Here is a 570-nt window from a genome sequence, read left to right as displayed (position 1 = left end):
GTCGAAGAGATCACCGAACCATTGCTCGAACACTTCGACCTCGGCCTGTGTGACCGGAACGGGATGGGGCCAGTCGTCGGTGACGGTCCATGTGGACAGGTCATGTTTGGGCGGTCGGCCCATGGGCACATGGTATCCGAGCAGGTCTTCAAGCTGCTCCGATACGGTCGGCGGCCTGACGCGCCGGGAACGGGGCGCTGCCCCTGCGCCGTCGTCCGCGCGATCAGAGGTCATCGAAGTCGAACTTGCTGTTGGGCCGCCATGACGCGGGGCTGGCAACCCATCGGTCGATATCGGACTCTCGCCAACCGGCTCCGTTGATGCTGATCCTGAGCTGCACGGGGAACGTGCCCTCGGCGATCTTCCGGTAGATGGTGGAGCGGGACAGGCCCGTTCGGGCGAGGACGGTGTTCAGGCGGACGATACGGTCTGGTGCGGGCATGGATGCGCTGCCTCCGGCTGGCGGTTTCTGACGGCTCTTTGTCCAGTCAGGACAGGCCCTTGCCGGGGCGCAAGAGGGTTCGGGGAATCGTCGCGGCGCCGGATGGAAACGGCGGCACATAGGACGGT

The 570-nt window shown here is 65.4% G+C and carries 1 protein-coding gene; it reads right to left on the bottom strand.

The features are described from left to right. Positions 1 to 223: 223 nt before the first annotated feature. Complete coding sequence (locus VQ044_RS26005; RefSeq protein WP_327650319.1) at positions 224 to 442, bottom strand: helix-turn-helix transcriptional regulator; 219 nt, start codon at positions 440 to 442, stop codon at positions 224 to 226. Between the last annotated feature and the right edge of the window lie 128 nt (positions 443 to 570).

It is taken from the genome of Aurantimonas sp. C2-5-R2 (genome assembly GCF_036549495.1).
GTDB lineage: Bacteria > Pseudomonadota > Alphaproteobacteria > Rhizobiales > Rhizobiaceae > Aurantimonas > Aurantimonas coralicida_A.
The sequence above is the reverse complement of the archived record's forward strand: the minus strand, read 5'-3'. Positions and strand labels throughout refer to the sequence as shown.

Excerpts from the sequence above, each read along its gene's own strand:
- VQ044_RS26005 (WP_327650319.1), bottom strand. The coding sequence starts at position 442 with ATGCCCGCACCAGACCGTATCGTCCGCCTGAACACCGTCCTCGCCCGA.